Origin of the sequence: Bradyrhizobium sp. 613_E4_N2_2, from assembly GCF_052075995.1 — a bacterium.
GTDB classification, from domain to species: Bacteria; Pseudomonadota; Alphaproteobacteria; order Rhizobiales; family Xanthobacteraceae; genus Bradyrhizobium; species Bradyrhizobium barranii.
The window spans coordinates 884,013-906,040 of the sequence record NZ_CP197234.1 but is presented as its reverse complement, the minus strand read 5'-3'; the positions used below and the strand labels follow the sequence as shown (position 1 = coordinate 906,040).

Sequence of the window (22,028 nt, the reverse complement as noted above, 5' to 3'; positions counted from 1 at the left end):
CGCTTGCGACCGCCCAACGCGCTAGATTTGCAGGGAAAATGAGTTCGGGCGCCCCCGCGCCCAGGGAGAAGCGCGCTCGCCATGCTGCACGACTGGGGCGTGATCGCTGCCGCCTTCGGCTATATCGGCTTCCTGTTCCTGGTGGCGAGCCACGGCGACCGCCGCTCGCCGGCCGGGCGCGGCCGCGCGTCCGGGCTGATCTATCCGCTGTCGCTGGCGATCTATTGCACCTCCTGGACCTTCTTCGGCTCGGTCGGCTTCGCCACCCGCGCCTCGACCGACTTCCTCGCCATCTATGTCGGCCCGATCCTGATGATCGGGCTCGGCGCCGGCGTCCTGCGCCGCGTGATCCAGCTCGCGAAAGCGCACAACATCACCTCGATCGCCGACTTCATCGGCGCGCGCTACGGCAAGAGCCAGGCGGTGGCGGCGACGGTGGCGCTGATCGCGATCATCGGCTCGGTGCCCTACATCGCGCTCCAGCTCAAGGCGGTCGCCTCCTCGCTCGAAACGATCCTGAGCGAGGACCAGGCGTTCTCCCACATCCCGATCCTCGGCGACATGGCGCTGATGGTGACGCTGGCGATGGCCGCCTTTGCCGTGCTGTTCGGCACGCGGCAGACCGACGCCACCGAGCACCAGCACGGACTGATGCTGGCGGTCGCAACCGAATCCATCATCAAGCTGATCGCCTTCCTTGCCGCCGGCATCTTCGTCACCTTCTGGATGTTCTCGCCACACGAATTGATCGAGCGCGCGATGAGGACGCCGGAGGCGGTGCGCGCCATCAACTATTCGCCGTCGATCGGCAACTTCCTCACCATGACGCTGCTGTCGCTCTGCGCGATCATGCTGCTGCCCCGCCAGTTCCACGTCAGCGTGGTCGAAAACTCCTCGGATGCCGAGGTCAGCCGCGCGCGCTGGCTGTTCCCGTTCTATCTCGTCGCCATCAATTTGTTCGTGATCCCGATCGCGCTCGCTGGCCTCGTCACCTTTCCGTTCGGCGCGGTCGAACCGGACATGTATGTGCTGGCGCTGCCGATGGAGGGCGGCGCGGGACTTCTCAGCGTCGCCGTCTTCGTCGGGGGGCTGTCGGCGGCGACCGCGATGGTGATCGTCGAATGCGTCGCACTCTCCATCATGGTCTCGAACGACCTCGTGGTGCCCCTGGTGCTGCAGCGGCGGCCGGAGGGGCGCACCGGCGGCGCCGATTTCAGCGACTTCCTGCTGCGCTCGCGCCGGCTTGCGATCTTCGCCATCATGGTGATGGCCTATTTCTACTACCGCGCGCTCGGCAACACCCAGCTTGCGGCGATCGGCCTGCTCTCCTTTGCCGCCATCGCCCAGCTCGCGCCCAGCTTCTTCGGCGGGCTGTTGTGGCGGCGTGCCACCGCGCGCGGCGCCATCGGCGGCATGCTGGTTGGCTTCGCGGTGTGGCTCTACACGCTGTTCATCCCGAGCTTCATGGATTCCTCGACGGCGGGCATCCTGCTGCTCCAGCACGGCCCGTTCGGCATCGAGGCACTGCGGCCGCAGGCGCTGTTCGGCGCCGACCTGCCGCCGCTGATGCACGGCGTGATCTGGTCGCTGTCGCTCAACATCCTGACCTATGTGCTGCTGTCGCTGGCGCGGCGGCCATCTTCGATCGAGCTGGTGCAAGCCGATCTGTTCGTACCCAACACGCTCGCGCCGATCTCCCCGAACTTCCGCCGCTGGCGCACCACCGTTACGGTGCAGGACATCCAGACCACGGTCGCGCAATATCTCGGACCCGACCGCGCCCGGCATTCGTTCGAGGCATTTTCGGTACGGCGCAATGTTCGCCTGGAATCCGGGGCGCCCGCCGATTTCGAGCTGCTGCAGCACGCCGAGCACCTGATCGCTTCTTCGATCGGCGCGGCCTCGTCGCGGCTCGTGATGTCGCTGCTGCTGCGCAAGCGGACGGTCTCGGCGAAGGCGGCGCTGAAACTGCTCGACGATTCCCACGCCGCGCTGCATTTCAATCGCGAGATCCTCCAGACTGCGCTCAACCATGTTCGCCAGGGCATCGCCGTGTTCGACGCCGATCTGCAACTGATCTGCTCCAACCGGCAGTTCGGCGATCTCCTGAACGTGCCGCCGCATTTCATCCAGTTCGGCACGCCATTGCGTGAAATCCTGGAATTCATGGGTGTGAGCGAGCCGGACAATCCGGTCGAGCGCGAAGCCATGCTGGAGCGGCGGCTCGCGGCTTACACCACCGACGGCGAGCCTTATCTCGAGCGCCTGCCCGACCGCCACATGGTGATCGAGATTTTGACCAACCGCATGCCCGGCGGCGGCTTCGTCATCACCTTCACCGATGTCACCCCCACATTCGAGGCCGCCGAAGCGCTGGAGCGCGCCAACGCGACGCTCGAAAAGCGGGTGCGCGACCGCACCGAGGAGCTGACCCGGCTGAATTCCGAGCTGGCGCTGGCCAAGAGCGCGGCCGAGGACGCCAGCATCTCCAAGACGCGATTCCTGGCGGCAGCCAGCCACGACATCCTCCAGCCCCTGAACGCGGCGCGGCTGTATGTCACCAGCCTGGTCGAGCGCCAGCACAGCGGCGAGGAGACGCGGCTGGTCGAGAACATCGACGAATCGCTCCAGGCGATCGAGGAGATCCTCGGCGCACTGCTCGACATATCGCGGCTGGACGCCGGCGCGATGACGACCTCGATTTCGAGCTTCAAGATGGCCGATTTGATGCGCTCGCTGGAGATCGAGTTTGCGCCGATCGCGCGCGCCAAGAACCTCGAGCTCGCCTTCGTGCCCTGCTCGCTGCCGGTCGAGTCCGATCGGCTGTTGCTGCGGCGCCTGCTCCAGAACCTGATCTCCAACGCGATCAAATACACCCCGCGCGGACGCGTGCTGGTCGGCTGCCGCCGCCAGGGCCCTTCGCTGAAAATCTGCGTCTACGACACCGGCGTCGGCATCCCGCCGGTCAAGCGCGGCGAGATCTTCAAGGAATTCCACCGCCTCGAACAGGGCGCGCGGATCGCCCGCGGCCTTGGACTCGGCCTCTCGATCGTCGAGCGTCTTGCACGCGTGCTCAAGCACGGCATCGCCATCGACGGCAACAAGAGCGGCGGCTCGGTCTTCTCCGTGACGGTGCCGACAGCCAAGGCGATCACCCACACCGCTGCCGTCACCAGCGCGACGCCGCTGGCGCGTAGGCCGATCTCGGGCGCCCTCATCGTCTGCATCGAGAACGACGCGGCGATCCTCGACGGCATGCGCACGCTGCTCAAGGCCTGGGACGCCGAGGTGATCGCGGTCGCCGACCCCGAGGGCGCGATCGCCGCGATCGAAGGCGCGGGCCGCCGCGTCACCGGCCTGCTGGTCGATTATCACCTCGACCGCGGCAACGGCATTGCCGCCATCCGCGAGATCCGCCGCCGCTTCGGCGACGGCATCCCTGCGATCCTGATCACTGCCGACCGCAGCCCCGCGGTGCAGGTCGCCGCGCGCGAGGAAAATGTCGCGGTGCTCAACAAGCCGGTGAAGCCGGCTTCGCTCCGCGCCCTGCTGGGACAGTGGCGCACGCAGCAGATGGTGGCGGCGGAGTAAGACGCGGTCAGTAGTCGGTCGAGACGCTGAGCGCGCGCCACTTCTCGAGCTCGTCGAGGCGTTGCCGGTCCGTCGCCGCGATGGCGTTCACGGCGTCGCTGCCGAACGCGATCCGCAGCGGTGGGCTGTCCATGTCGACGAGCTTCAGCACAAGTGCGGCGGCCTTCGCCGGATCGCCAGGCTGGCGGCCATCATAATCGCGCTGCATCCTGACGGCCGCGCCAACGACGGCATCGTACTCCGCCCGCCCTTCGCCGGTCGCATGCGCTGACTGCGCAAAGCCGGTACGGAAGCCGCCGGGTTCGACGATCGTCACGTGCACGCCGATCAACGCCATCTCGCGCGCCAGCGATTCCGAAAAGCCCTCGATGCCCCATTTTGCGGCTGAATAGGCCGCGCGTGCGGGGGCTCCGATCCGTCCGCCGACGGACGAGAACTGCACGATATGCCCGCGGCGCTGCCGGCGCAGCACGGGGATCGCCGCCTTGGTGACGATGATGGTGCCGAGCAGATTGACCTCGATCTGCTGACGGAACGAGGCCAGGCTCGTATCCTCGACCGATCCGAGATCGCCATAGCCGGCATTGTTCACGACCACATCGACGCCGCCGAACGCCTCCACGGCGAGGCCGATGGCCACTTGCGCGGCCGCCTCGTCAGTCACGTCGAGCGTTGCGAGCCGCAGTCTTTCCCCAAAGCGTTCCCGCATCGATTCGAGCGGACCGAGATTCCGGGCAGTGGCAACCACCCGGTGGCCCGCCGCAAGCGCGGCTTCCGTGATGGCGCGTCCGAGCCCGCGTGAGCTGCCGCTGATGAACCAGATCTTTGACACGGTGGGCTCCTGACCGCTCAGGGCGCAAGCCGGGTGAAGACGTAGTCGTGGCTCTTGGCGCGGGCGTCGTGGCAGGTGAAGCAGGTGCGGTGCTGGGCCTCGTCGACCGGCTTGCCATTGATGAAGCGGCCGAATCCCCAGCCGCCGGTGGACGCATATTTCCTGGAATCCTTGACCATCACCTGCACCGTGGTGGCCGCGCCGGGGATCGTCGCGGATGCGAATTCCGGTGACTGTTTCCGCTTCCACGCGCGCTTGACCAGAATGGTGCCATCGGGGAACGGAAGCTTGCCGGCCTGATAAGCGTCGATTGCCGTCTGGTTGCCGACAACGGCGCGAAGCTCGTCGAGTGGCGCCGCCTCCTCGGCGGGCGCGATCAGCTCCCACTGCTTGTAACCCGCAGGAATCGTGACGCCGAAGATCGGCGATGCGTCTGCCGTGTTGCCTTGTGCCGGCCCCTCGGCGAGAGCGATCGAGACCAAGTAGGGCACGCAAGTCAGGAGAACGACGAGAAGGAGCGCGGCAAGCGTGAGAGCCGTCGCATAAGAGCGCTTTTTCATTTCAGGTTCGATGGACGTCATGACGTTCCTTCATGCTGGGAGCGCGGCATAGCCTCGGTCCAGCCGCGCTGGACCGAGGCATCGAATGAACGCTCAGGCGCCGTCGGCGTCGATGACGGCCTTGGCGAAGGCTTGCGGCGCTTCCTGCGGCAGATTGTGGCCGATGCCGCCGGTGATCAGGCGGAAGTCGTACCGGCCTGAGAACCTCTTGGCATAGGCGCTGGGGTCGGGATGCGGCGCACCGTTGGCGTCGCCCTCCATCGTGATCGTCGGGACGCTGATCACCGGAGCTGCGGCGAGCTTCTTTTCGAGCTCCTCGTATTTCGCTTCGCCCTGGGCGAGCCCGAGCCGCCAGCGGTAATTGTGGATCGTGATGGCGACATGATCCTTGTTGTCCAGCGCCGCAGCGCTCCGGCTAAAGGTCGCGTCGTCGAACTTCCATTGCGGCGAGGCGAGCTTCCAGATCAGTTTTGCGAAATCATGCGTGTACTTCTCGTATCCGGCTCGGCCGCGCTCGGTCGCGAAATAGAACTGGTACCACCATTGCAGCTCGGCCGACGGCGGCAGCGGCGCGTTGCCTGCGGCCTGGCTGGAGATCAGATAGCCGCTGACCGACACCAGCGCACGGCAGCGATCCGGCCACAACGCAGCGATGATATCGGCGGTGCGCGCGCCCCAGTCGAACCCGGCGATAACAGCCTTCTTGATGTCGAGCTTGTCCATCAGCGCGATGATGTCGACGGCCATGGCGGCGGGCTCGCCGTTGCGCGGCGTCTCGCTGGAAAGGAAATGCGTCGAGCCGTAGCCGCGCAGGTACGGGATGATCACGCGATAGCCGGCCTTTGCCAGGATCGGCGCGACATCGACGAACGCGTGAATGTCGTAAGGCCAGCCGTGCAACAGGATCGCCACGGGACCGTTCGAGGGACCTGCCTCCGCATAACCGACATTGAGGGCGCCGGCGTCGATCTGCTTGATCGGACCGAACGACGCATTCGATGCGGACGACTTCGGCGCGTCCGTTTCGGCACGGGCGAGGTCGATGACACCGAGACCGACGGCGACGGTTCCCGCGGCGACGCCGAAAAATTTGCGGCGGTGCTGGTCGATGATCTGTTTCATGGTGGTGCTACCTTGTTGATAGTTGGTGATGTCCGTCAGATCAGCGCGACCGTGACGTCGATATTGCCGCGGACGGCCTTGGAATAAGGGCAGGTCTGGTGCGCCTCATCGACGATGCCGCGCGCGATCTCGCGGTCGAGGCCCGGCAGGCTGACGTTGAGGCGCGCGCTGAGCGAATAGGCGCCCTCGTCGAGCACGAGATCGATCTCCGCATCGATCGCGCATTTCCGGGGAAGCTCGATCTTGCGCTTGCGGGCAGCGATCTCCATCGCGCCTTCGAAGCAGGCCGACCAGCCGGCCGCGAACAATTGCTCAGGATTGGTGCCGATGCCTGTGCCGCCCGGCGGCGACAGCTTGACGTCGAGGCGGCCGTCGGAGCTGCGCGATATGCCGTCGTGTCGTCCGCCGCTGGTGTGGGTGCTGGCCGTGTAGAGCAATTTTGCCGCTTGCGTCATGAAGGTCTCCTTGCCGTCGCGCAACTGACTAGCAGCGGCGGCGGCAGGACTCCCGTTTGGACTTGTGAGAAGTTGTGAGGCCCCGGCGCACAGTCCCGCCACAAGGCCTGCATCAGCGGTCTGATGCCGATGCAGGTGCGGCCTTGCCGGATTGCGATCATCTGGCTATCCGGTCCGTTTGAAAGGACAACATTTCGCCATGACCGAGTCGGCCGGCACCGCAACGGGAACCCAATCGTTCGGGCCATTCACCGTGACATCGCATGAAAGGCTCGTGATGCGCGACGGCGTCGCGCTGCCGCTCGGCGCGAAGGCCTTCGACACGCTGATCGCGCTGATGTCGCGGCCAAACGAGGTCGTCAGCAAATGGGACCTGATGGCGCTGGTGTGGCCCGGGCTGACCGTCGAAGAAGCCAATCTGCGCTTTCACGTCGCAGCCCTGCGCAAGGCGCTCGGCGACGGCAAGGACGGCGCCCGCTACATCACCACGCTCTCCGGCCGCGGCTATTGCTTCGTGGCGCCGATCTCGAACGCGGAAATCGCGGCAGAGCGGCGTCCCGCGCAGCGGACGGAATTACCACCCGTCAAGCTGCCGAACCGGCTGCAACGGATGGTCGGGCGCGACGATGCGGTCGCCGCCGTCTCCAACAAGCTCATCGGCTCGCGCTTCGTCACGATCGTCGGCCCGGGCGGCGTCGGCAAGACCGCCGTTGCGGTGGCGATCGCGCACGACCTGCTCGAGACTTTCTCCGACGCCGCGCATTTCGTCGACCTCGCCGCGCTCAGCGATCCCGATCTCGTGATCACCTCGATTCTGCTGATGCTGGGCTTGCCGGCGCAGACCGACGATCCCCTGCCTGCACTGCTCGCGCATCTCGGGGACAAGCGGATGCTGCTGATCCTGGACAATTGCGAGCACGTCATCGCCGCCGCGGCGCCGCTGGCAGCCGAAATCTTTCACGCGGCGCCCCATGTCCATATCCTCGCCACGAGCCGCGAGGCCCTGCGTGTCGAGGGCGAGCAGGTTTATCGATTGGCGCCGCTCGCCGTTCCGCCTGACAATCCCGGGCTGACCGCGGCAGCCGCGCAAACTTATCCCGCGCTTCAGCTCTTCCTCGAACGTGCCATGGCCGGCGGCGCGCAGATCGCGCTCGACGATGCCAATGCCGCGATCGTCGCCGGTATCTGCCGCAAGCTCGACGGCATGGCGCTGGCGATCGAGCTCGCCGCCGGCCGGGTCGAGGCCTACGGCCTGGAGCAGACGGCCGCACTGCTCGACGAACGCCTCAATCTGCTCTGGCAGGGCCAGCGCACCGCGCCGCCGCGACAGAAGACGTTGCAAGCGACACTGGACTGGAGCTACGGGCTCCTGTCCGACACCGAGCGCCTCGTGCTGCGCCGGCTTGCCGTCTTCGCCGGTCACTTCACCATCGACGCCGCGCTCGAAATCGTGCCGGACGAGCGCGTCGACCGCTCGCGCCTGTTCGATGCCATCGACAGCCTGGTCGCCAAGTCGATGGTCGCGCCGCGACCGGTCGGCGCCATGATGCGCTACCGTCTGCTCGACACGACGCGCGCCTATCTGCTCGATATCGAGCCGAACGAGACCGCGCTTGCCGCCCGCCACGCAACCTACTACCGGCGATGGCTGGAGCAGGCCGGCACGACATGGGCGACCGTGCCGAGCGCCGACGAACGCGCGATCCATTTCTCCGCGCTTCACAACGTGCGCGCCGCGCTGGACTGGTGCTTCGGCACGGGCGGCGATGTCGGCATCGGCATTGCGCTCGCCGCCGCGGCGGCTCCGATCTTTCTCGCCATGTCGCTGCTGATCGAATGCCGGCGCTGGTCGGAACGGGCGCTGCTTGCGATCGATCCGCCCTCGCGCGGCAGCGCCGAGGAAATGCACATCCAGGCCGCCCTCGGATTGACCTTGATGTTCACGCGTGGCGGCAGCGAGGCTGCGCGTGCCGCCCTGAGCAGGAGCCTGGCGATCGCCGAGGCGCGCGGCGACGCGACGAACCAGCTCCAGCTGCTCGGCCGCATGCACATCTTCCATGAGCGGATGGGACAGTTCGACGCCGCGCTCGGTTATGCGCAGCAGAGCCTCACGGTCGCCGAGACGCTCGGCGATGCCGCCTCCATCGCGCTCGCCCATTCGCTGCTGGGTGTCTCCTTGCATCTGGCCGGCGAGCATCGCGACGCCCTGAGCATGCTGGAGGCCGCCTGGCACGGGCCGGGCACGGAGCGGATCAGCACGGTCCACGGCTTCGATCACCGCAACCGGGCCGGCATCTCGCTCGCGCGCGAGCTTTGGTTGCAGGGCCGGCCGGCGGCTGCGCGGCAACTGGCGCGGCAGACGGTCACCGAGGCCGCGCAGATGGACCATCCGATCACGCTCTGCATCGCGCTGATCTGGGCGGTCTCGATCGATCTCTGGAGCGGGGATCTCGACGGCGCGGAAGAGAACCTCGACCGCTTCATCGCACATGCCGAAACGCGCTCGATGGGCCCTTATCTCGCGGTCGGCCGCGGCGTCAAAGGCGAGCTGGCGATCCGGCGCGGCGACGCCGCTGGCGGCGTCGAGACGATACGGGCCTGTCTGCGAGAGCTCCACGACGCCGGCTACGAGCTGCTCACCACGACCTTCAACATCGCACTCGTGCATGGCTTGTTGGCGCTCGGGCAGATCGAGCGGAGCGCGCGCCTGATCGACGACGCGATCGGCCTCGTCGAGCAAGGCGGCGACCATCTCTACATGCCCGAGCTGCTGCGCATGAAGGGCAATGTGTTGCTGTCACTGCCGGAGCCGAACCGTGGAGAGGCCGAAAACCACCTGATGCAGTCGTTGGAACTGAGCCGTCGCAACGGTGCAAAAGCCTGGGAGCTGCGGGCTGCGATCGATCTCGCCGAGTTCCTTGCTGAACGTGGCCGGTGTGAGGAAGCGAAGCGGTTGCTGCAGTCGGCGCTCGAGGGCTTTGCCGAGGGCTCCGAAACTGCGGATATCAGGGCCGCCAAAAGGCTCCTGGGGTGACACAGGTTGGCAGTGCGCGCCGGAACGACGGGCTTATCCCGTCGGGGTGCCCTGCTTCCACTGGCCGCCGGCGATCTTCGCCGCGGCAATCACCGCCTGCGTGCGGCTCTCGACGCCGAGCTTTTGCAGGATCGCCGAGACGTGCGCCTTGATGGTGGCTTCGGAGACGCCGAGCTCATAGGCGATCTGCTTGTTGAGGAGGCCCTCCGACAGCATCATCAAGACCCGGACCTGCTGCGGCGTCAGCGTCACCAGGCGGTCACGCAGGCGCGTCATGTCGGGATCGGCGGCAGCCGATAGATCGGTGTCGGTGGGAACCCAGACGTCCCCCTCCATCACCTTGAGGATCGCGTCGCGCAAGGTCTCGACGCCGAATCGCTTCGGGATGAAGCCGGAGGCGCCGAAATCGAGCGAGCGGCGAATCGTGGCGCTGTCGTCGGAGGCCGAGACGATCACCACCGGGATGGCCGGGTACTGCGCGCGCAGATAGATCAGCCCGGAAAAGCCGGAGATCCCGGGCATCGAGAGGTCGAGCAGGACCAGATCGACGTCGGATGTCTGTTCCAGCAGCTTGGTGAGATCCTCGAACGATCCCGCTTCGTCGATCCTGGCCGAGGTCAGGACGCCCGCCACCGCTTGCCGCAACGCGTCGCGGAACAGGGGATGGTCATCGGCAATGACGAGATGGGTCGAAGGAGCGCTCATCGTTCTCTTGCTGGCATTCACACCGGGCCAGTAGGCCGGCCCGGGGCCTTGGTCAATTCTTTCCCGACCGGCCGTGGCATGCAAGTGGGCATTATCCCTTTGCGGGAACGGGGTTAACCCATGGTCGAGCGCGATCGTGCCGGATTGAAAGGTCCGCGGCGTCAGGTGCGCGTCAGTGCGCAAGGCCGAAAGTCGTATTGGGGCGGGTTTCACGCCGATGTTACCTTGGAGCCAAGACCTGGGTTGATCCGGCACGACCGGATATCCGGGGCGCGAGGAAACGCATTTCGGGGAGCGACTCAACATGTCGACAATGGCTGTGTCTCAAGCGGGCGCGGGAGGAATGACGAAGGACGAACGGTTCGTCATTCTCGCCTCCTCGCTCGGTACCGTCTTCGAGTGGTACGACTTCTACCTCTACGGTTCGCTGGCCGGCATCATCGGCGCGCAGTTCTTCTCGGCCTATCCGCCAGCAACCCGCGACATCTTCGCGCTGCTGGCCTTCGCCGCGGGCTTCCTCGTCCGTCCGTTCGGCGCCATCGTGTTCGGGCGCGTCGGCGACATCGTCGGCCGCAAATACACCTTCCTCGTCACCATCCTGATCATGGGTCTGTCGACCTTCATCGTCGGCCTGCTGCCCAATGCGGCGACCATCGGCATCGCGGCCCCGATCATCCTGATCGCGCTGCGCCTCGCCCAGGGCCTGGCGCTCGGCGGTGAATATGGCGGTGCGGCGACCTATGTCGCGGAGCACGCGCCGAACGGCAAGCGCGGCTATTACACCTCGTTCATTCAGACGACCGCCACGCTCGGCCTGTTCCTGTCGCTGCTGGTGATCCTGTTCACTCGCAGCGCGATCGGCGAGGCCGATTTCGCGGCCTGGGGCTGGCGCATCCCGTTCCTGGTCTCGGTGCTGCTGCTCGGCATCTCGGTCTGGATCCGGCTCCGCCTCAGCGAATCCCCGATCTTCCAGAAGATGAAGGACGAGGGGAAGAGCTCGAAGGCGCCGCTGACGGAAGCCTTCGGCAACTGGCAGAACGGCAAGCTCGTTCTGCTCGCGCTGCTCGGCGGCGTGATGGGCCAGGGCGTGGTCTGGTACACCGGCCAGTTCTACGCGCTGTTCTTCCTGCAATCGATCCTGAAGGTCGACGGCTATACCGCTAACCTCCTGATCGCCTGGTCGCTGCTGCTCGGCACCGGCTTCTTCATCGTGTTCGGCGTGCTCTCCGACAAGATCGGCCGCAAGCCAATCATCCTCGGGGGCTGTCTGATCGCCGCGCTGACCTTCTTCCCGATCTTCAAGATGATCACCACCAACGCCAACCCGGCGCTGGAAAAGGCGATCGAGTCGGTAAAGGTCGACGTGATGGCGGATCCCGCGGGTTGCGGCGACCTGTTCAACCCGGTCGGCACCCGCGTCTTCAGCGCGCCTTGCGACACCGCACGCGCCTACCTGTCGGGCGCGTCGGTCAGGTACTCGACCGTGCCCGGCCCGGCCGGCTCCGGCGTGAAGGTGGTGGTCAACGGCAAGGACATCGCCTACGCCAACGCCAAGGACGGCAATCCCGCGCTGCTCGCCGCAGTGCAGGCAGCTGGCTATCCGAAGCCGGGCGATGCGGGCATCGTGAAGATGTCGCATCCGTTCGACATCTTCCGTCCGCAGGTGGCCGCGACCGTCGGGCTGCTGTTCATCCTGGTGATCTTCGTCACCATGGTGTACGGCCCGATCGCCGCGATGCTGGTCGAACTGTTCCCGACCCGCATCCGCTACACCTCGATGTCGCTGCCCTACCACATCGGTAACGGCTGGTTCGGCGGCCTGCTGCCCGCGACCGCGTTCGCGATCGTGGCTTCTACAGGCGATATCTATGCGGGTCTCTGGTATCCGGTCATCTTCGCATCGATTACCGTCGTGATCGGCTTCTTCTTCCTGCCCGAGACCAAGGACGTCGACATCAAGGCGACCTGATCGACAGCAGCGATCGACAATACGAACCGGCCGCGGTCTCCGCGGCCGGTTTTGTTTTGGGATCAGTGATTGCTGCCGATGAATTGCAGCACCACCTCGCGCCGGTGCGGGCGCCTGCGGTGCTCGATCAGGTAGATCGCCTGCCACGTACCGAGCGCGAGCTTGCCGTTCAGGATCGGGACCTGAAGCGAGGCCCCGGTTAGCATCGTCTTGATATGCGCCGGCATGTCGTCCGGTCCCTCGGTGTCGTGCGTCCAGCCGCCGTTTTCAGGCGCGAGCCTGGACAGCGACGTGGTGAGATCGACGAGCACGGACGGATCGGCGTTCTCCTGGATCGTCAGCGAAGCCGAGGTGTGCCGGATGAACAGCGTCAGCGCGCCATCGCGCGCCTGAACCTCATTGATGAACTTCGCGGCTTCGCTGGTGAGATCCGTGAAGCCGCGGCCGGGCGTCTGCACGGTCAGCAGTGACGATGCGACGGTGGTGGCTTGCACCGACGATGGCGCCGAGCGCGTGACGGATTTGCCTGATGTCATGAAAGATCTCTCAACTCGGAATGCCGCCGTAGGGTGGGCAAAGGCGCGTAGCGACGTGCCCACGTCTTCTAACGTCACGGTGGAAACATGGTGGGCACGGCGTAAGAACGCCTTTGCTCACCCTACGGCAGCTCAACGCATGGATAGCGCGAAGAGGTCCTCAAATCTTCCCCGAGACGTCCTTCTGCACGCGGTTGGCCATGTCGATCAGCCGGCGCCAGGCCTTTTCCAGGAACGACATCACCCGATCGACATCCTGGTCGCTGGGCAGCGGAATCTCGATCTTGCGGTCCCCCTCGGCGACCTTCGGGTCCTTCTTGAGCGGATCGGATTTCGGCAGCGCCTCGTCGATCTTGCCGGACACGGTCGGCCCCGCCGCGATCTGCCCCTTCAGCTTCTCGACTTCGGCCTGGAGCCGGCCGATCTCGGCGTCGAGCGCGGTGCGTTCGTCGGGCACCGCGTAACAGGCCCAGCCGGCGCCATTCCTGCTGCAGGTCGATACCGTGCCGGTGCGGGTGTCGAGCCGCAGCACGCCTTCGGGGATGGGCGTCATGCTGTAGCGGCCGTTTTCGCTGTCGGGCGCGGACTGTGCGGTAACCAGGCCGCCGCCGATGGTCATCATCGCGGCGAATACCGCCGCTGCAAGCCATGATGCTGTGGATGAATTTGCTGGTCTCATCGCGCTCTCCGCCATGGCGCTTCTGTGGCTCTCTTCAATTCTACACCGCGGCGAGGCGATCTGCCGCCCAAAACGCGCCACCGATATCAACGATCGCGGCAATCCCTTTGATCCCGCCGGCAGGACGAAATGGTGGTCGCATTCGCCGATCATGAAGAGAGCTGCTGCGGTGCGGCGTCACGCTGTGTGCAGCGTTGCCGGGCGCGCCAATATCATCAAGTAAATCAGATACATAATAGAACGCGACGCAATCGTGACTTGGCTTGACTTGATTATGGGCCATCAGTATGGTCCGCGCGGCTTTTGAGGGTGGCGGGCGTAATTTCCATTCAGCCGCGGCGTTTCGGGTCTTCGTTGCATGACACAGGGCACGGGACACGGCGAGAATGGGGATCGCGATAGATCGTCCGAGGAAGCTGCGCTTTCCGAACGGCTCGGAAATCTTGATCAGCGGTTGTCCGAATTCCGGGACCGACGAATCAAGACCGAGCAACCCGCAGGTGACGGTGAAGACAGAGCGGCCAGAGCTTCGGCGATGGCGCTTGGTTTCCGGTTATCCTCCGAGTTGGTCGCCGGGGTCGTTGTCGGAGCGGGGATTGGCTGGGGTTTCGACCGCTTGCTGTCGACGTCGCCTTTCGGATTTATCGTGTTCCTGCTGCTGGGCTTCGTGGCCGGCGTGGTGAATGTGGTGAGAACGGCAGGCGCGGGTCAAAACAGGCGCGGTGATTCTTAAGCGATCCGCACCAACAGAGGAATGATCGTGCCGGCCATGCCGGTACGGGCCGGCCCGGCCGGCAGACCGAGACCCGCCGGCATTGCCCGGCAGACCAAGAGATGCCGCGCTGATGAAAATCGACCCGATCCACCAGTTCAACATCGAGCCTCTCTTCACCCTGGGCCATATCGGCAATCACACGATCGCCTTCACCAATTCGTCGCTCTACATGCTGGTGGCGGTGGCGATCATCTCGTTCCTGATGCTTGCCAGTGGCACGCAGCTGGTTCCCGGGCGCCTCCAGTCGGTCGCCGAGATCTCCTACGAATTCGTCGCCTCGACCATCCGTTCGACGGCCGGCGCGGAAGGCATGAAGTTCTTCCCGCTGATCTTCTCGCTGTTCATGTTCATCTGCGTCTCGAACCTGGTCGGCATCATCCCCTATACCTTCACGATCTCGAGCCATCTGATCGTGACGGCCGCGCTCGCGCTTTTGGTCTTCTTCACCGTGCTGATCTACGGCGTCGCCAAGAACGGCCTGAAATTCTTCTCGATCTTCGTGCCTCACGGCGTCCCCGGCTACATCCTGCCGCTGGTGATGTTCATCGAGATCCTGTCGTTCTTCCTGCGGCCGGTCTCCCACAGCGTCCGTCTGTTCGCCAACATGCTGGCCGGCCACATCGCGCTCAAGGTTTTCGCGGGCTTCGTCGCCATGCTCGGCTTCTCGCTCGGCGCGCTCGGCTGGGTCGGCGGCGTGCTGCCGCTGGCGCTCACGGTCGCGCTGTACGCTCTCGAGATTCTGGTCGCGTTCCTGCAGGCCTATGTGTTTGCGATCCTGACCTGCATCTACCTGAACGACGCCATTCATCCGGGACACTGAGCGGTCCGGGGAATTTCCACCCACAACCCAATCTTTCTTCCAAGGAGTCTAAAATGGATCCGGCAGCAGCAAAACTTATCGGCGCGGGCATCGCATGCATCGGCATGGGCGGCGCGGGCGTCGGCGTGGGCGTGATCTTCGGCAACTACCTTGCCGCGGCCGTTCGCAATCCGTCGGCCGCTCAGGGCCAGTTCGGCAACCTGATCTTCGGCTTCGCCGTGACCGAAGCGCTTGGCATTTTCTCGCTGCTGATCGCGCTGCTGCTGCTGTTCGTTCCGCTCTGAGGACGATGTTTCGCGCCGCTTCGACCGAAGCGGCGCGCATGACGGCAACAGGAGTAATCCATGGCTGAGAGTCATGGCGGGGCGAAAAGTCCGGCGGCGGGCGCCCACACCGAGTCCGAAGGCGGTCACGGTGGCGGTTTTCCGCCTTTCGAGAGCGGCACCTATGCTTCACAGCTGGTGTCACTCGCGATCTTCTTCGTCGCGCTTTACGTGATCGTGTCCAAGCTCGCTCTGCCGCGCGTCGGCGGTGCGATCGAGGCACGTCAAAACAAGATCGAGGGTGACCTCGCCGAAGCGCAGAAGCTGAAGGACCAGTCCGACGCGGCGCTGAAGGCCTATGAGGGTGAGCTTGCTTCGGCACGTTCGCGCGCGCAGGCGATCGGCAACGAATCCCGCGACAAGGCGAATGCGCAGGCGGAAGCCGAGCGCAAGGCGCTTGAAGAGCAACTGGCGGTCAAGCTCGCCGAGGCGGAAAAGACCATCGCCTCGACCCGCACGACGGCCATGAGCAACGTCCGCGGCATTGCGGCCGATGCGGCAGGCCAGATCGTGCAGCAGCTCACCGGTATCGTTCCGGACGCAGCCTCGGTCAGCACTGCCGTTGACGCGTCCTTGAAGGGTTAGTCGATATGTTCTTCGATCCTGAAACCTGGGTCGCCATCGCCTTCGTGATCCTGATGGTCCTGTTCGGCTATCTCGGGGTCTTCAAGAAGGTGACGACTGCGCTCGACCACCGCGCCGACCGCATCAAGGCCGAGCTCGACGACGCGACGCGCCTCAAGCAGGAAGCGGCCAAGGTGCTCGCCGACTACAAGGCGCGCAGCGCCACGGCCGAGCGCGAGGCTGCCGACATCATCGCCAACGCCAAGTCCGAAGCCGAGCGCATCGCGACCGAGGCCAAGGCGAAGATGGAAGACTTCGTCGCCCGCCGCACCAAGACCGCGGAGAGCAAGATCGCGCTCGCCGAGGCCCAGGCGGTGGCCGATGTCCGCGCCGCAGCCGCGGAAGCCGCCGTCCAGGCCGCCTCCACGATCCTGTCGCAGTCGGTCAAGGGCCAGGTCGCCGACGACCTGCTCGCCAAGGGCATCAACGAGGTTCGGCAGAAGCTGAACTGAGGGGTTTCGCCTCACCAATCAAAAAGCCGGCGCGCGAGCGCCGGCTTTTTTGTTGGGCAGGCCTGTAGCCGCAAATCAGGTGTCATCACCCGCGAAGGCGGGTGATCCAATATTCCAGAGACAGCAATGGGATACGGAGAAGCCGCGGCGTACTGGATGCCCCGCCTTCGCGGGGCATGACAGCGAAGCTATTTCTTCTTCGGCCTTGCCTTTGGCTCGGGCGAGAGCGCCTGCGGGTCGAAGCCGACATAGAAGATGTAGGAATCGGCGATCTTGGCCGAGGGCACCGGATAGGCCAGATCCTCGGCGATGAAGGTGAAGGGCACGCTGCCGCCCTCCGACATCTCGACCGTGGTCCGGTACGCCTTCGAGGCGATCACCTTCTCGCCGACGCCGCCCTGCACCACGGCAATGCGCAAGGGCACCTCGACGGTCGCAGGCGCACCGGCGGGACCGGCGATGACACGGCCCTGGATGCCGATCCGGGCCGTGATATCGCCGCCATTCCGGGTACATTCACGCGCCATCTTGGTGATCGTGGCCTGGAAGCGGATCTCATTGCCGACGGCCGGCTTGCCGGCGGCGCCGACCGCGTAGGTCGAGGCCCCGGCGCGCACCGTGACCTGCGGACAATCGACGTCGTCGGCCGCCGGCTGGCCGGGTGCCGGCGCCGGCGCGGGCTGGGCCGGCTCGTCGGACTTGCCGCCGAACAGGCTCTTGAAGCGGTCGGTGAGCGACTGGGCCGCCACCGGCGAGACGGCGGCGAGGGCAACCGACAACGCCAGCGCGATCCCCGTACCCCGCCGCAACGCATTCCGCGATGACCGAAGCTTCTTCACCATCAACGCCCATACTCCATGACCATCCTCCAGCCGATCGCCGGCCGGCCAGCGGTTTATATCGCCAAAATCGGCGAACCCAAGGCAGCAAACAAGGAGACTTTGGCAGCACGAGCGGCAGCTCAGCCGCGGAAATCCTCGTGCAGCAGGCCGAACAGCAGGTGGTCCTGCCAGACCCCGTTGATGCAGAGATAGCGGCGCGCCAGGCCCTCGCGGGAGAAGCCGCACTTCTCCAGCACCCGGATCGACGGCGCATTGGTCGGGATGCAGGCGGCCTCGACCCGGTGCAGATTGAGCTCGCCGAACAGCGTCGGCAGCAGCACCCGGAGCGCCGCCGTCATGTAACCGCGATGGGCATGAGGCTTGCCGACCCAATAGCCGATGGTGCCGGCCTGGACGATGCCACGGCGGACATTGGCGAGCGTGATGCCGCCAACCATGGCGCCATCGAGCTCACGGAAGATCAGGAAGGGATAGGAGCGGTCCGCGGCGATGTCCTCGGAATAGCGCCGCAGGCGGCGGCGGAAGCCGGACCGGGTCAGGTCATCCGACGGCCAGATCGGCTCCCAGGGCGTGAGATAGTCGCGGCTGGACTCGCGCAAATGCGCCCACTGTATGAAGTCCGACATCTGCGGCGCGCGCAGCAACAGGCCGTTGCCGCGCGGCGCGAGGGCGGCGGGTCCACTGGATGGCAGGCGAAACAGGGCCATGGTGATGCTTCCCGGGGCAGATCAGCCCGTGCGCGGCTCCTAATGCAGCCGCGCCTTGGCACGTGCCCGGGTCAATCCTTCCGCAAAAGATACCGCCGTGTCCAGACCCCTGCCACTGCCCAATGCGACAACTGCAGGGCGGCTCCGCGAAAGCAGCGCACGCGCGGCATCCCGGGTTGATTCGACGCTGACGGCGTCGATCCGGGCCACCAGTTCCTCGACCGTCTGCGGCCGGCCATAGGCCAGCACATGCCGGGCCAGCTGCTCGGCGCGGGACGAGCAGCTCTCCAGCGCCATCAGGAGGCCCGCCTTCATCTGCGCCTTGGCCCGCGCGATCTCGGCCTCGGTCAGCGTCTCCACCGAATCATTCATGATATCGACCACGACCTCCATCATCTCCGGCGCGTCGGCCGGATCGGTGCCGGTGTAGAGGCCGAAGAAGCCCGTGTCGGTGTAGGGCGCGTGGAACGAGTAGATGGAGTAGCAGAGGCCGCGCTTCTCGCGCACCTCCTGGAACAGCCGCGACGACATCCCGCCGCCGAGGATGTTGGTGAAGACCTGGAGCGAGAATAACGACAGATCGCTCTGCGGCACGCCTTCCAGCGCCAGCGTCAGATGCGCCTGCTCGAGCTCGCGATGCACCACCTTGGCGCCGCCCTTGCCGAACTGGGCGGCTTGCGGCTTCGGACCCGGCGTCCCTTCGAAGCTCGCAAAGCGCTTCTCGACCTCGGCGACGACCTGCTTGTGATTGACCGCGCCGGCTGCCGCCACCACCATGTCGGGGCCGCGATAATGCGTCGACAGATAGCCGCGCAGCATGTCGCGGTTGAAGGCGCGCAGGGTCTTGGCGGTGCCGAGCAGCGAGCGGCCCATCGGCTGGTCGGGATAGCAGAGCTCGTTGAGATGCTCGAACACGACGTCGTCGGGCGTGTCCTGCGCGGCACCGATCTCCTGCACGATGACGTTCTTCTCGCGCTCGAGCTCGTCGGGCTCGAAAGCGGGATTGGCGAGGATGTCGGCGAGTACGTCGAGCGCGAGCGGCACGTCGGCCTTCAGCACCCGCGCATAATAGGACGTGGTCTCGGTCGAGGTGCCGGCATTGAGGTCGCCGCCGACCGCCTCGATCTCCTCGACGATCTCGCGCGAGGAGCGCTTGGTCGTGCCCTTGAACGCCATGTGCTCGAGCAGATGCGAGATGCCGTGCTCGTTCGGCTTCTCGTCGCGCCCGCCAACGCCGGCCCAGACGCCGAGCGCCGCGGTCTCGAGATGGGGCATCTCGTCGGTGACGACGGTCAGGCCGGAGGCAAGCTTGGACATCTCGACACTCATCCGGCAACTCCCTGTTTTGCGGCCCGACTGACCGACAGCACGAACCGCTCGACCTCGGCCTGATCGTTCTTCATCACCTTCATGTGTTCGGATTTGGTCATGAGACCGTCGAGCCAGGCGGGCAATTGCGGCCGCTGGCCGCAGGCTGCCTCGACCGCATCGGGGAATTTGGCCGGATGGGCGGTGGAGAGCACGATGCTGGGCACCGTCGTATCGGTGGTGTCGCGGTCAGCGACAGCAAGCGCGACCGCGGTATGGGGATCGACCAGCTCGCCCGCCTCGCGCCAGGCGGCGCGGATCGCGGCTGCGGTTTCGGTCTCGTCGGCCCGGCCGGCGTCGAATTCTTCACGGATTGCGGCCAGCATCGCGTCAGGCAACACGAAGCGCCCCGACTGCTTCAGCGAGTCCATCAGACGGCGCACGCCGGCCGCATCGCGCCGGCCGGCCTCGAACAGCAGCCGCTCGAAATTCGAGGAGATCTGGATGTCCATCGATGGCGACGCGGTGGCGTGCACCTCGCGCACCTCGTAGATCCCGGTCTTGAGCGTGCGCGCCAGGATGTCGTTGACGTTGGCGGCGATGCGCAGCGTGCGCACCGGCAGCCCCATCCGCTTGGCGACATAACCGGCAAAGATGTCGCCGAAATTTCCGGTCGGCACGACGAAATCCACCGTGCGCGCCGGCGCGCCGGCGGCGACGGCGGAGGTGAAGTAGTAGACCACCTGGGCGACGATGCGCGCCCAGTTGATGGAGTTGACGCCGGAGAGCGAGGTCGCATCGCGGAAGCGATGGTTGTTGAACATCCCCTTCACGAGCGCCTGGCAGTCGTCGAAATTGCCCTCGATGGCGAGCGCATGGACGTTGGCCGCGCCCGTGGTCGTCATCATCCGCTGCTGCACTTCGGAGATGCGGCCGTGCGGGAACAGCACGATGAGATCGACATTCTCCAGGCCCGCGAACGCGTCGACCGCGGCGCCACCGGTGTCGCCGGAGGTCGCGACCACGATGGTGGTGCGCTGGCCGCGCTTGGCGAGCACGTGGTCCATCAGCCGCGAGATCAACTGCATCGCCACGTCCTTGAAGGCGAGCGTCGGACCGTGGAACAGCTCCAGCACGAATTGATGCGGCGTCATCTGGCGCAGCGGCACCACCGCCGGATGGCGGAAGGTGGCATAGGCCTCGTTCGCCATGCGGCCGAGCTCGGCATCCGAAATCTCGCCGCCTGCGAACGGACGGATCACGTCGACTGCGACCTCCCAATAGGGGCGGCCGAAGAAGCCAGCGATGGCCTCGGTCGAGAGCTGGGGCCAGGTCACTGGCACATACAGGCCGCCGTCACGGGCAAGCCCAGTCAGCATCACGTCACAGAAGCCGAGTTCTGGGGCCTCACCCCGGGTCGAGATATAGCGAGTCAAACTGCCCTCCAAAGGCCGGCCGGCCTTGAGCCAGATCCATAAGCCTTTGATTTCATGAAACTACTTGTTAACGGCCAGAGGCGTTGGGCCACCATAAAGTGTTTTGCGGCATCGGGAAACCGCTTCCCGCCTGTGCCCCGCTCAACGAAAAAGGGCTGCGGCGATGCCGCAGCCCTCTCTTGGAAGGTCTGTCGTTGATATGTGCAGACCCGGTTTGCCTCGTGCGGGTTGCCGGCCCGCCAAAACTGTCGGCCAAGTTCTCGGCGCCCGTCACGAAATCGTCAAGAGCCAAAACGGCGGGGGCAAGAAAATGTTCCTATTTTTCCCGGCGCGTTACGAGTTTCGCAAAGGCATCCCTGCGAGCGCTCGCGCACCATTGCCGCTTTTTCCCGAAATTTCGGGTGGTTCAGGAACGAATAGCACTCCGGCCCATTGTGTCGGCGGATGGTGTCGGCGCTGTCCATGCATTGCCCGGCTAAGCGTCGAGACCCGATCCGCCCGGCCGGACCGGCTGCATCCTGGAGCAGCCGGTTCGGTGCCGGGCCGCAAGTGCGCGGGCGTCAGCTCATCCCGATTTCGACCGCGATCCTGATCAGGTCGGAATGGTTCTTGGCGCCGAGCTTCTGCTTGAGCAGGGACGTGGTGTTGGCGACCGTCTTGTAGGAGATGCCGAGCGCCTCGGCGACCTCGACGATCTTGTCGCCACGGCCGAGCAGGCGGAGAATCTCGAGCTCCCGCGGCGTCATCTGCGAGGCCGGATTGGCCTTGATCGCCGCACCGGAGAACGTGACCGCCTCCGCGAGCTGCGGCGAGATGAAATTGTCGCCGGCGACCACCTTGCGCACCGCCTTGAGCAGAATCCGGGGATCGTCGCCCTTGGAGACATACCCCTGCGCGCCAAGCTCGACCGCCCGCACCACGAAGGCCGGATCGTCGTTCATGCTGAACATGATGATCTTGGCATCAGGGTCGTCCTTGCGGATCCGCCGCATCAGCTCGAAGCCGGAGACGTCGGGCAGGCTGATGTCGATGACGGTGACGTCGGGCCGCTTGCTGATATAGGCGCGATGCCCGGATTTGGCGTCGGTCGCCTCGTCGATACGGATCGAGTGGTCGGACGCGAAAAGGGTGCGGCATCCTGACAGCACCACGGGATGGTCGTCGACGATCAGAACTCGGGTCGCCGGTTTGGCGGTATCTTGCATCGCGCGCTCTCTTGTTTTTCGACTCATAGACCGACGGGAACAAATGGAAAGAG

At 65.5% G+C, this 22,028-nt stretch carries 21 protein-coding genes; 9 read left to right on the top strand and 12 right to left on the bottom strand.

Translation table 11 applies throughout. The annotated features are described in order from the left end of the window. Positions 1 to 81 precede the first annotated feature (81 nt). The gene (locus tag AB7290_RS04240) at positions 82 to 3,591 is read left to right on the top strand and encodes a PAS domain-containing hybrid sensor histidine kinase/response regulator (RefSeq protein ID WP_085402608.1); all 3,510 of its coding nucleotides are present in this window, start codon (positions 82 to 84) and stop codon (positions 3,589 to 3,591) included. 7 nt (positions 3,592 to 3,598) lie between these two features. Here the strand turns inward: AB7290_RS04240 and AB7290_RS04235 are convergent, their stop codons facing one another. The 4 genes from AB7290_RS04235 to AB7290_RS04220 all read right to left on the bottom strand — a co-directional run bounded on the left by AB7290_RS04235 (position 3,599) and on the right by AB7290_RS04220 (position 6,560). After that, positions 3,599 to 4,423: an SDR family NAD(P)-dependent oxidoreductase gene (locus AB7290_RS04235; protein WP_085402609.1), complete on the bottom strand. Its 825-nt coding sequence runs from the start codon at positions 4,421 to 4,423 to the stop codon at positions 3,599 to 3,601. Positions 4,424 to 4,440: 17 nt separating this feature from the next. Continuing rightward, positions 4,441 to 5,004 carry a cytochrome P460 family protein gene (locus tag AB7290_RS04230; protein ID WP_085402610.1) on the bottom strand — a complete coding sequence of 188 codons (564 nt, stop codon included), beginning with the start codon at positions 5,002 to 5,004 and terminating at the stop codon, positions 4,441 to 4,443. A gap of 72 nt (positions 5,005 to 5,076) precedes the next feature. Next, entirely contained in the window at positions 5,077 to 6,105 is a 1,029-nt protein-coding gene (locus tag AB7290_RS04225) for an alpha/beta fold hydrolase (RefSeq protein WP_085402611.1), read from the bottom strand. 35 nt (positions 6,106 to 6,140) lie between these two features. Then, entirely contained in the window at positions 6,141 to 6,560 is a 420-nt protein-coding gene (locus AB7290_RS04220) for an organic hydroperoxide resistance protein (protein WP_063980781.1), read from the bottom strand. Between the two features lie 199 nt (positions 6,561 to 6,759). Here AB7290_RS04220 and AB7290_RS04215 point away from each other — a divergent pair, with 199 nt between their 5' ends. Beyond that, the gene (locus AB7290_RS04215; RefSeq protein ID WP_085402612.1) at positions 6,760 to 9,594 is read left to right on the top strand and encodes an ATP-binding protein; all 2,835 of its coding nucleotides are present in this window, start codon (positions 6,760 to 6,762) and stop codon (positions 9,592 to 9,594) included. A gap of 33 nt (positions 9,595 to 9,627) precedes the next feature. Here AB7290_RS04215 and AB7290_RS04210 read toward each other — a convergent pair whose 3' ends face one another. Then, entirely contained in the window at positions 9,628 to 10,299 is a 672-nt protein-coding gene (locus AB7290_RS04210; protein ID WP_071917775.1) for a response regulator, read from the bottom strand. Positions 10,300 to 10,642: 343 nt separating this feature from the next. On the opposite strand from AB7290_RS04210, the gene AB7290_RS04205 reads away from it, so the two are divergent. Continuing rightward, positions 10,643 to 12,268: an MFS transporter gene (locus tag AB7290_RS04205; RefSeq protein ID WP_193560909.1), complete on the top strand. Its 1,626-nt coding sequence runs from the start codon at positions 10,643 to 10,645 to the stop codon at positions 12,266 to 12,268. A gap of 62 nt (positions 12,269 to 12,330) precedes the next feature. Here the strand turns inward: AB7290_RS04205 and AB7290_RS04200 are convergent, their stop codons facing one another. Both AB7290_RS04200 and AB7290_RS04195 read right to left on the bottom strand, forming a co-directional pair. Beyond that, entirely contained in the window at positions 12,331 to 12,804 is a 474-nt protein-coding gene (locus tag AB7290_RS04200) for a secondary thiamine-phosphate synthase enzyme YjbQ (protein WP_085402614.1), read from the bottom strand. 160 nt (positions 12,805 to 12,964) lie between these two features. Beyond that, positions 12,965 to 13,483, bottom strand: coding sequence for a hypothetical protein (locus tag AB7290_RS04195; RefSeq protein ID WP_085402683.1), 519 nt, complete (start codon positions 13,481 to 13,483; stop codon positions 12,965 to 12,967). On the opposite strand from AB7290_RS04195, the gene AB7290_RS04190 reads away from it, so the two are divergent. From AB7290_RS04190 to AB7290_RS04165, 6 genes are all read left to right on the top strand, one after another. Then, a complete protein-coding gene (locus AB7290_RS04190; protein ID WP_167768151.1) occupies positions 13,416 to 13,706 on the top strand; it encodes a hypothetical protein in 291 nt (96 codons plus the stop codon). The genes AB7290_RS04195 and AB7290_RS04190 overlap by 68 nt on opposite strands. A gap of 135 nt (positions 13,707 to 13,841) precedes the next feature. Further along, complete coding sequence (locus AB7290_RS04185; RefSeq protein ID WP_063980777.1) at positions 13,842 to 14,216, top strand: AtpZ/AtpI family protein; 375 nt, start codon at positions 13,842 to 13,844, stop codon at positions 14,214 to 14,216. A gap of 112 nt (positions 14,217 to 14,328) precedes the next feature. Beyond that, positions 14,329 to 15,078 (top strand): F0F1 ATP synthase subunit A, encoded by a 750-nt coding sequence (locus AB7290_RS04180; RefSeq protein ID WP_071916889.1) that lies wholly within the window; start codon positions 14,329 to 14,331, stop codon positions 15,076 to 15,078. A 53-nt stretch (positions 15,079 to 15,131) separates the two neighbouring features. Then, on the top strand, positions 15,132 to 15,362 hold the full coding sequence (locus tag AB7290_RS04175) for a F0F1 ATP synthase subunit C (RefSeq protein WP_007599451.1): 231 nt from the start codon (positions 15,132 to 15,134) through the stop codon (positions 15,360 to 15,362). Between the two features lie 60 nt (positions 15,363 to 15,422). Then, entirely contained in the window at positions 15,423 to 15,986 is a 564-nt protein-coding gene (locus AB7290_RS04170; protein WP_085402616.1) for a F0F1 ATP synthase subunit B family protein, read from the top strand. 5 nt (positions 15,987 to 15,991) lie between these two features. Further along, the gene (locus AB7290_RS04165) at positions 15,992 to 16,477 is read left to right on the top strand and encodes a F0F1 ATP synthase subunit B family protein (RefSeq protein ID WP_085402617.1); all 486 of its coding nucleotides are present in this window, start codon (positions 15,992 to 15,994) and stop codon (positions 16,475 to 16,477) included. 188 nt (positions 16,478 to 16,665) lie between these two features. Here the strand turns inward: AB7290_RS04165 and AB7290_RS04160 are convergent, their stop codons facing one another. The 5 genes from AB7290_RS04160 to AB7290_RS04140 form a co-directional block, all read right to left on the bottom strand. Continuing rightward, positions 16,666 to 17,319 carry a hypothetical protein gene (locus AB7290_RS04160; protein ID WP_085402618.1) on the bottom strand — a complete coding sequence of 218 codons (654 nt, stop codon included), beginning with the start codon at positions 17,317 to 17,319 and terminating at the stop codon, positions 16,666 to 16,668. Between the two features lie 119 nt (positions 17,320 to 17,438). Further along, on the bottom strand, positions 17,439 to 18,026 hold the full coding sequence (locus tag AB7290_RS04155) for a GNAT family N-acetyltransferase (RefSeq protein ID WP_014498500.1): 588 nt from the start codon (positions 18,024 to 18,026) through the stop codon (positions 17,439 to 17,441). 39 nt (positions 18,027 to 18,065) lie between these two features. Beyond that, positions 18,066 to 19,355, bottom strand: coding sequence for a M16 family metallopeptidase (locus AB7290_RS04150; RefSeq protein WP_028148714.1), 1,290 nt, complete (start codon positions 19,353 to 19,355; stop codon positions 18,066 to 18,068). Beyond that, positions 19,352 to 20,770: a threonine synthase gene (thrC, locus tag AB7290_RS04145; RefSeq protein ID WP_014498502.1), complete on the bottom strand. Its 1,419-nt coding sequence runs from the start codon at positions 20,768 to 20,770 to the stop codon at positions 19,352 to 19,354. Before thrC ends, AB7290_RS04150 begins: the two co-directional genes overlap by 4 nt. Before the next feature lie 560 nt (positions 20,771 to 21,330). Next, entirely contained in the window at positions 21,331 to 21,975 is a 645-nt protein-coding gene (locus tag AB7290_RS04140) for a response regulator transcription factor (protein WP_014498503.1), read from the bottom strand. Positions 21,976 to 22,028 lie beyond the last annotated feature (53 nt).

What these genes read in the sequence shown, in the direction of transcription:
- AB7290_RS04240 (WP_085402608.1), top strand. Translation starts at nt 82, where the DNA reads ATGCTGCACGACTGGGGCGTGATCGCTGCCGCCTTCGGCTATATCGGC.
- AB7290_RS04230 (WP_085402610.1), bottom strand. Translation starts at nt 5,004, where the DNA reads ATGACGTCCATCGAACCTGAAATGAAAAAGCGCTCTTATGCGACGGCT.
- AB7290_RS04225 (WP_085402611.1), bottom strand. Translation starts at nt 6,105, where the DNA reads ATGAAACAGATCATCGACCAGCACCGCCGCAAATTTTTCGGCGTCGCC.
- AB7290_RS04220 (WP_063980781.1), bottom strand. Translation starts at nt 6,560, where the DNA reads ATGACGCAAGCGGCAAAATTGCTCTACACGGCCAGCACCCACACCAGC.
- AB7290_RS04215 (WP_085402612.1), top strand. Translation starts at nt 6,760, where the DNA reads ATGACCGAGTCGGCCGGCACCGCAACGGGAACCCAATCGTTCGGGCCA.
- AB7290_RS04210 (WP_071917775.1), bottom strand. Translation starts at nt 10,299, where the DNA reads ATGAGCGCTCCTTCGACCCATCTCGTCATTGCCGATGACCATCCCCTG.
- AB7290_RS04205 (WP_193560909.1), top strand. Translation starts at nt 10,643, where the DNA reads ATGACGAAGGACGAACGGTTCGTCATTCTCGCCTCCTCGCTCGGTACC.
- AB7290_RS04200 (WP_085402614.1), bottom strand. Translation starts at nt 12,804, where the DNA reads ATGACATCAGGCAAATCCGTCACGCGCTCGGCGCCATCGTCGGTGCAA.
- AB7290_RS04190 (WP_167768151.1), top strand. Translation starts at nt 13,416, where the DNA reads ATGGTCATCATCGCGGCGAATACCGCCGCTGCAAGCCATGATGCTGTG.
- AB7290_RS04195 (WP_085402683.1), bottom strand. Translation starts at nt 13,483, where the DNA reads ATGAGACCAGCAAATTCATCCACAGCATCATGGCTTGCAGCGGCGGTA.
- AB7290_RS04185 (WP_063980777.1), top strand. Translation starts at nt 13,842, where the DNA reads ATGACACAGGGCACGGGACACGGCGAGAATGGGGATCGCGATAGATCG.
- AB7290_RS04180 (WP_071916889.1), top strand. Translation starts at nt 14,329, where the DNA reads ATGAAAATCGACCCGATCCACCAGTTCAACATCGAGCCTCTCTTCACC.
- AB7290_RS04175 (WP_007599451.1), top strand. Translation starts at nt 15,132, where the DNA reads ATGGATCCGGCAGCAGCAAAACTTATCGGCGCGGGCATCGCATGCATC.
- AB7290_RS04170 (WP_085402616.1), top strand. Translation starts at nt 15,423, where the DNA reads ATGGCTGAGAGTCATGGCGGGGCGAAAAGTCCGGCGGCGGGCGCCCAC.
- AB7290_RS04165 (WP_085402617.1), top strand. Translation starts at nt 15,992, where the DNA reads ATGTTCTTCGATCCTGAAACCTGGGTCGCCATCGCCTTCGTGATCCTG.
- AB7290_RS04160 (WP_085402618.1), bottom strand. Translation starts at nt 17,319, where the DNA reads ATGGTGAAGAAGCTTCGGTCATCGCGGAATGCGTTGCGGCGGGGTACG.
- AB7290_RS04155 (WP_014498500.1), bottom strand. Translation starts at nt 18,026, where the DNA reads ATGGCCCTGTTTCGCCTGCCATCCAGTGGACCCGCCGCCCTCGCGCCG.
- AB7290_RS04150 (WP_028148714.1), bottom strand. Translation starts at nt 19,355, where the DNA reads ATGAGTGTCGAGATGTCCAAGCTTGCCTCCGGCCTGACCGTCGTCACC.
- AB7290_RS04140 (WP_014498503.1), bottom strand. Translation starts at nt 21,975, where the DNA reads ATGCAAGATACCGCCAAACCGGCGACCCGAGTTCTGATCGTCGACGAC.